3 protein-coding genes and 1 riboswitch are annotated in these 6,872 nt (G+C 53.9%); all 3 genes read right to left on the bottom strand.

Features of this window, described 5'->3' with window-relative positions; all coding sequences use genetic code 11:
• Positions 1–1,033 precede the first annotated feature (1,033 nt).
• The 3 genes from AC0LWT_RS38815 to AC0LWT_RS38805 all read right to left on the bottom strand — a co-directional run bounded on the left by AC0LWT_RS38815 (position 1,034) and on the right by AC0LWT_RS38805 (position 6,760).
• Positions 1,034–2,431, bottom strand: a complete 1,398-nt coding sequence (locus AC0LWT_RS38815; RefSeq protein WP_474687315.1) for an NCS2 family permease — start codon at positions 2,429–2,431, stop codon at positions 1,034–1,036.
• 133 nt (positions 2,432–2,564) lie between these two features.
• Positions 2,565–2,665, bottom strand: a riboswitch (purine riboswitch).
• 87 nt (positions 2,666–2,752) lie between these two features.
• Positions 2,753–4,291 carry a glutamine-hydrolyzing GMP synthase gene (gene guaA, locus AC0LWT_RS38810; RefSeq protein ID WP_474687313.1) on the bottom strand — a complete coding sequence of 513 codons (1,539 nt, stop codon included), beginning with the start codon at positions 4,289–4,291 and terminating at the stop codon, positions 2,753–2,755.
• Positions 4,292–4,459: 168 nt separating this feature from the next.
• A complete protein-coding gene (locus AC0LWT_RS38805; RefSeq protein ID WP_474687311.1) occupies positions 4,460–6,760 on the bottom strand; it encodes a DUF4129 domain-containing transglutaminase family protein in 2,301 nt (766 codons plus the stop codon).
• Between the last annotated feature and the right edge of the window lie 112 nt (positions 6,761–6,872).

Raw genomic sequence — 6,872 nt, 5'->3', positions numbered from 1 at the left:
TGACGAGATTTTGCAATCTCTTGTTTTGGTTGATTGCTCAACCTTGCTTCTTCACTCGTTGTTCAGTTTTCAAAGAACAATTTCTTTCGTTCGCATCGCCGTCTTCCGAAGGCGACCTAATCAATATATCACATCCGCCTACTCGATTGCAAGTATTTTTTTTAAAATTCTTTTTCGCAATCTCGCGGTCTCAAAAGCGACAAGGAGTAATATATCAAAGATAGATTGCGAATGCAAGCTTTTTCTTCGACTTTTTTTATGGGAAATACAACCGGCACCAAGGCATCACTAATGCACTAGTACGGAGGATAGCGCAGTTCGTTGACACTAGCGGAAAATCTGCAAACGTTTACGCGAATCGCACCGCGCGCAGCTCCCAGCGTGCGGTGCTGCGCTGCATGACGGCGGTTGGTCGTCCACATGTTAGCTTAGTTGAACGATACTTTGCGCCGTCGCACTTCGGGTTGTCACGAGGCGGCTCGGGAGCCCGAAGCGAAAGCCTGCGAAAGTACAGGCTTTTTCTGCGAAAATGGTTCATTTGGGCGAAAAACCTGCGAAAGTGTAGGAATTTTCGATAAAAATGAACCCGAACCCCTGTACCCGGCAAAAAGCCTGTACAATTGCAGGAATTGTTCATTGTTAGCGTTCCGGCGAGAAGAAAACTGCACTTTTCAGGCTGTTGAGAAACCCCCTTTTTTCCTGGATGCTCAAAAAAAGTACCAAAAGCATGAGCCAAATACCCCTCTCAGATCGTTTTAAATCAATTTTTTCTCTTCAAGATGAGTGCCCCCACATAAAAATTGATCTGAGAGGAACCCGTTAGACTTTCTCAACAGCCTGACTTTTGCAGGTTTTCTGCTCGCAGCCGGGTAGCTGGCCGACCGGGTAGCTCTTCCCGGCATAAATTCGCAGGTTTGCACGCCCTCCCCAAACCCGTTCACGAGCGACCTCGCCACCCATTAAGTCTTTGGCTTCTCCCGCGAAAACCAAAAGGCTCCGGCACATAAGCGCCAGAGCCTTAATATTGAATGCCTTATCCTTGACTTCCGATAAAAATGTAACGCGCAAGCACGAGGATGGCTAACACCCACATAAGCCAGTGGATTTGATACTTGTCTTTTCCCCTAATGTTTGCAGCGGTGGCAAGCACGACATAAGCAACGATTCCGAAAGAAATTCCGTTGGCGATATTGTATGTGAAAGGCATCAGGACGATCGTCAGGAACGCCGGGATCGCCAGCACAAAATCCTGAAAGTCGATTTCCCGGACGGACTGCATCATCAACACGCCTACTACGATCAATGCCGCGGCTGTGGCCGAACCCGGAATCAGCATCGCGATCGGAGCCAAAAACAAGGAGAGCAGGAAGCAGACGCCTGTCGTTACCGAGGTCAGACCCGTGCGTCCGCCTTCCGCTACTCCCGCCGCGCTTTCCACGAAAGCCGTAACCGTGCTCGTTCCGACCAGCGCGCCTCCGCTGACGGCGACGGCATCCACGAACATCGCTTTTCCGACGCGTTTGTTGCCTTCCTCTTTATTTTTCATAATGCCCGCACGGTTAGCCGTGCCGACCATCGTCCCGAACGTGTCGAACAGCTCCACGAAGGTGAACGTAGCGACAACGGAGACGATTCCCGCCGTCATAATGCCGTTCCAATCGAAATTGGCAAAAGCAAGCTTCGTCATATCAGGCACCCAGGTCGTTTGCGGGCCGGTCAAAGAATCGAGATTTACAAGCCCCATGAAGTAGCCGACAACCGTCGTAGCCAAAATCCCGAACAGAATCGCGCCGCGCACGCGCAGCACCATCAGGATGGAAATCAGCAAAATGCCGACGACCGCCAAAATGACATTTTTATTTTCCAAAGAGCCCATATGGAATACCGTTTCAAAAGACAAAACGTCCGTAAATTTATGCGCCGGAACATCATTGGACGCTTCGACCGCCACCGTCAAAATCCCGCTGTTTTTAAAGCCGATCATGGAAATGAACAAACCGATACCTACTGTAATCGCATGTTTCAGGCTGTCCGGAATGGCGACGAGCAGCATCTGGCGAATTTTCGAAACCGTCAATATTAAAAAGATAATCCCTGAAATAAAAACGGCCGTCAGCGCCATTTGAAACGTAAACTTCCCTTGCGAGGAAAGAATAATGGTTGCAAAATAAGCGTTTAATCCCATTCCCGGAGCAAGCGCAACCGGAAAATTTACGAACAGCCCCATGGCAATCGTCATAACGCCTGCGGCAATAGCCGTCGCCAGGAAGATAGCCGTCCAATCACCGCCTGTCGCCCCGGACTTGAAGGCGCTGAGAACGTCCGGATTCACGGCCAAAATGTACGCCATCGTCATGAACGTCGTAATTCCCGCCATAATTTCCGTTCTTACCGTGGTGCCGTTCTCCTTCAACTTGAAAAACCGATCCATCTAACTCTTCCTCCCAACCGATATTCGGAACAGCAAAAACCCGGAATCATGAGGATGATTTCCGGGAACCAAAAAGGAGTTTCTCCAAAAGAGAACCGCCTTGAAAGCGCAAGTACGCAAGTACGTTCTCATCGGGATTCCGTCCTTTTTTCGTAGCCAGATCATTTGCGGTGACCTCGTAGAAACTCCCAGGCCAATTCCCGGGATTATACGAAAAAACTGTTATCCACCTACATTTTAGAATTACGCATGAAGAATGTCAATAAAAAACCGAACGTTCAACAGGAAGTATCCCCAAGAACGTTCGGTTTAAGATTGTATCTACTCCCACTCAATGGTAGCAGGCGGTTTGGATGTCACGTCATACACGATGCGATTTACGTTTTCAACTTCATTGACGATGCGAACGGAAATTTTTTCGAGCACGTCCCAAGGAATCCGCGCCCAATCGGCCGTCATGCCATCGATAGACGTGACCGCACGGATGCCGACCGTATAGGAATACGTACGGGCGTCGCCCATGACGCCTACGCTTTTCATATTCGGAAGCGCCGTGAAGTACTGCCAAATCTCGCGGTCCAGGCCAGCTTTGGCGATTTCCTCGCGAAGAATCGCATCGGACTCGCGGACAATTTTCAGCTTATCTTCCGTCACCTCGCCCAATACGCGGATGGCCAGACCCGGCCCCGGGAACGGCTGTCTCCATACGATTTCCGCAGGCAGGCCGCATTCTTCGCCTACTTTGCGGACTTCGTCCTTGAACAAAGTTTTCAGAGGCTCGACCAGTTTGAATTTCATATCTTCCGGCAGTCCGCCTACGTTATGATGCGATTTGATCGTCTGTGCCGTGGCCGTGCCGCTCTCCACGATATCGGTGTAGAGCGTACCCTGCGCCAGGAACTCAAAGTCGTCGAACTTGCCCGACTCTTCCTCGAACACGCGGATGAACTCCGTGCCGATGATTTTTCGTTTTTGCTCCGGATCGTCCACGCCGGCCAACTTGCCGAGGAAACGCTCGCGCGCATCGATTTTAACCACTTTCATGTCGAATTTGCCGACAAAGGTGTCCATGACGCTTTCCGCTTCGCCTTTGCGCAGCAGACCGTGATCGATGAACATGCAGGTGAGCTGGCTGCCGATCGCTTTATGGATGAGCATGGCGACAACGGAAGAGTCGACGCCGCCGCTCAGCGCGCAAAGCACCTTTTTATCCCCGACCTGCTGGCGGATTTCTTTGATGGTGTCTTCAATAAAAGTTTCCATGCTCCAGTTGCCTTCGCATCCGCAGACGCCATAGACGAAATTATGAATAATTTCGGTGCCCTGCACGGAGTGGCGGACTTCCGGATGGAATTGAACCGCATGAATGTTTTTGTCGCGGTGGCTCATGGCCGCAATATGCAGCGACTCTGTGCTGGCTTCCAGCGCAAACCCTTCCGGCAGCACGGAAACGTGGTCCCCGTGGCTCATCCACACGACTTGCTTGGCGTCCAGTCCTTGCACAAGCGGGCTGCCGGCCGTAAATTCAAGCTCCGCTTTGCCGTATTCCCGCGTTTGGGCGCGTTCCACTTTCCCGTTCAATTGATGCGCAATCAGCTGCATGCCGTAACAAATGCCCAAAATCGGAATGCCCAAATCGTAGATCGCAGGATCGACCGAAGGCGCGCCTTCTCCGTAAACACTTGCCGGACCGCCCGAAAAGACGATGCCTTTGGGCTGCAGCCCGCGAATTTTATCCACAGAAGTATTGAAAGGCAGAAGCTCGCTGTAAACGCCCAAATCGCGGATCCGCCTAGCAATCAACTGGTTGTACTGACCCCCAAAGTCCAGAACTACAATCAATTCATTCGGTTTGCTCATTATCCGTGCCTCCTAGTTTCATAGCGATAATGCTTGTCCTCTTATCACTATTTATCGCTACTAATTTTAAACATTACATGGCTAGGATGTAAAGAGCAATAGTCAAAGGTTTCCGGGGCCCGGAAAAGCATTCCGAAAAGTAAACGGTATCAGCGGCGGAGCCGGCCCTCACTCCCGGGAACCCCGTTTCGATTGTACGGCTTTCCAAAGGGCGGCAATCTCGGCTTTGGAATAACGCGGCCGATGAAGCGGCGCATAGCGCAAGTTTTCATACGCCTGGGCGAATTCCAGCAGCGCTTGCTTCTGCAAGTCGTTCTCGATCTTCAATGCGGCGACATATTCGCGGACGGTTTGATCGGAAGATTTGGCGCCGTATTTGCGGAACAATTGCAGCCAAAGCCGATCCATAAACCGCAGAACCGGCTGCGAAGCGGACAATCGCCCTGCGCCTTGCAGGAAGCCTTTGCGCCATAGAAGCCGCGCGGCTCCGGCAAGAAGCAGGCAACTTCCCGCAGCAAATCCGCAAAGCGCTCCATACCGCTGCATGAAAGCTTGAAAATCGGGCAGGCTTGGCCGAATCCATTGCTTCAGGCCATCCAATAACCCGGTCTCTGCGCGTTCCGGCGCGGATTTTGCAGCAGCCTTGTGCTGTTCCGCCGGCTGCAGGCTTGCTGTCCGGACGCCGGAATCCGCGAAGCCGGGAGTAGGCTCAAACGGAATCCAGCCGGATGACGGAAAGTAGACCTCCACCCAGGAATGCGCATCTTTATTTTGCACGGTAAATTCACGGTATAATCCTGCGGACGCCCCATTCTCCGTGCCTGGGGCAAATCCCTTTACCCATCTCGCCGGAACGCCGACCGAGCGCAGCATCACAGTCATCGCCGTGGAGAAGTGATCGCAGTAGCCGGTCTGATCGACAAACAAAAAGTGGCTGACAAAATCCTCGGATTTGCCGGGACGCGTCGGTTTGTCCAGGCTGTAAACGTAATGGCTGCGCAAATACTGTTCGACCGCCGCCGCTTTGGCATACGGGTCCGCGCTACCCGCCGTAACCTGTTCGGCGAGCCTGCGCACCGTCTGCGGCAGCTGAGCCGGGAGCTGGAGATAAGTTTCCGCGATGGCGGGCGGGTAGGCGCCGGTATCCGTACTCAGCACGGCCGGATCTTTATCTGTCGGCTGAACCGTAATTTTATAAAAGGACAGCGGGTCCGACATTTCCGGAAGCGCCATCTTTCCGCTGGCCGTATTCATCAAAACATCGCCGGACGACAGCGGCTTTTCCCGATTCGTCAGAAGCGCGTCGATCTGCAGAACGGTTCCCCCGTGAAAAAGCTGTTTGGTAGCGGCCGGAGTGCTCCAAAGCACTTCCTGCGTGACCGTTTGGTCCGACCCATGAACGCCTGCCGGGACGAAAGCTTCCCAATCCGCTTCGGATTGCGTCCAGCCCTTCCCGTCGTAAAAGCTTTTGGACTCGCCGCGCCAATACGTTTTCTCGGTCGTTTTGGCCGTGAAAACGACCGTATCGTCGGATCGCAGCGGGCCTCCCAAAGCAGAATCGTCATTGCCGTACCCCGATTTGGGAGGGACGGCCGGAACGCCGGCTTTGTCTTCGTACATAGAAAGCAGCCGGTCGGACAAAGACGCCAGATTAAGCGGCTTCATCAACGGGCTCGGCGCAGCCGACGAAGCGGCGTACCAGCCTGATCCGGCGAGCAGTCCCGTGGATATGAGGCTGACCAGCAGCCATTGCAGGCCTCCGCCGGGACTCGTCGTTTTCAAGCCGTAAGAGCCTTCGATCCGGCACAAGTTCAGCAGCGCCAACAGCAGAAGACCGTACCCCAGCGTGCGGATAATTCCCGAAGTCGTATCGACGCTCAGTGTAAGCTGCAAAATAACGAGATACAGCAGCGTGGCGGAAGCAAACCACAGGCTGTGCTGTCTTTGCAGCATCAATGCCTGCGTCACGGAAATCATCAGCTTCCAGCCAATCAAAAACAGCAGCGTGCGGCTTTGCGCGCTTACAAGATCGAGACGGAGCTGAAACAAATGCTGAACGTCCTGCGCGATAAGCCTGCCGAAATCTATCGTCCACGACCACGTCCAGAAGTCGGCCGGATAAAACATAAAGCCGATAAACAGCAGCATGAGGAAGCCTTTGGCCGCCCAGCCCCATGAATAAGGGACCCGCAGCCAATCCATCGCTATGCAGACCGCAAATACGGCCAGGAACGGCTTAATCATATAAACTTCCGAAATATCGGAAAGCATGGGCAGCGGCCTCAGCCATTCCGCCAACAGCAAAAACAGCAGCAGCGACAAAAGACCGTCGCGGAGCAGCGGGCCCGGGCGGGACGGGCGCGATGAGCGCGCGTCCGGCGCGGCGGACGCCCGGACGCGGGAACTGGCGGGCGGCTGCGGCTGCAGCGAGGCGGTGCCGGACGAGCGGCGGGGTTCAAGCGGTTGCATCCGCAACACCCCCTTGCCCTGGCCACTCGCGCTGCGGATGCGGCACTTCCGTGAAGCTGCAGCCGAGTGCCTGCAGCTGCGAAGCCCCCTCTCGCTCCGCGACCGAGAGGGA

The sequence above is a fragment of the Paenibacillus sp. sgz302164 genome, from assembly GCF_056120505.1.
The sequence above is the reverse complement of the archived record's forward strand: the minus strand, read 5'-3'. Positions and strand labels throughout refer to the sequence as shown.

What these genes read in the sequence shown, in the direction of transcription:
- guaA (WP_474687313.1), bottom strand. Translation starts at nt 4,291, where the DNA reads ATGAGCAAACCGAATGAATTGATTGTAGTTCTGGACTTTGGGGGTCAG.
- AC0LWT_RS38815 (WP_474687315.1), bottom strand. Translation starts at nt 2,431, where the DNA reads ATGGATCGGTTTTTCAAGTTGAAGGAGAACGGCACCACGGTAAGAACG.
- AC0LWT_RS38805 (WP_474687311.1), bottom strand. Translation starts at nt 6,760, where the DNA reads ATGCAACCGCTTGAACCCCGCCGCTCGTCCGGCACCGCCTCGCTGCAG.